The sequence below is a fragment of the Ruegeria sp. BF6 genome (assembly GCF_056538665.1).
Window position 1 is genome coordinate 1 of record NZ_JBQFTN010000055.1, and the last position, 597, is coordinate 597.

The following is a 597-nucleotide window of genomic DNA, read 5'->3' on the forward strand; positions in this document are numbered from 1 at the left end:
CGGCAGCGCAGCGATCCTTCGACAGCCATATCGGCCGTATTGACGGGCCAGCTCGATCAGGGCGGCCACCGGTCGGTCTTCGCCTGCGCGACCTTGTGGGACGTTCCGTTGCGTGGATCGGTTTTGTCCCAGCACGCGGCAGGCGCGTCTCTCGGAAACGTTCAGCTTGTTGCGTACATGGTTATTGCAAACACGACGACGAGCGGGGTCAAGTAGGGCCGCACGTTCAGGCCTGAAAATCAACCTCTGGATGATTTTCTTTTCGGCCTTCATCCTGTGTAGTTTCCGTCAGGATCAGTTTGTCTGACGTCAGATCTGAAACCGCACGTCGCGGTCTCTCGTTCTCCTTTTGAAGCCGCGTCAGTTTTTTCAACTGGTCCACGCCCATTCCGCCGTATTTCTTTCGCCCGCAAAAACAGGTTTGTTCGACAACGCTAACCCGCCTGACCGCATCGAAACGGGACATGCCTTGCCCCATCAGAACTTCCACCTGCCATAACTTCGAGACAATCTCTTTGGGCTTCGGTCACTTGTTGGCCATCCTTGGCCCTCCGTTTTCCAAACATAACGGTGGACCAGTTCAGTTGGGGAGGCTCA

The 597-nt window shown here is 55.9% G+C and carries 1 pseudogene; it reads right to left on the reverse strand.

The window, feature by feature from the left end:
- Window positions 1–511: pseudogene (locus ACR0IM_RS24540) on the reverse strand (transposase family protein); the annotation flags it as partial.
- Window positions 512–597 lie beyond the last annotated feature (86 nt).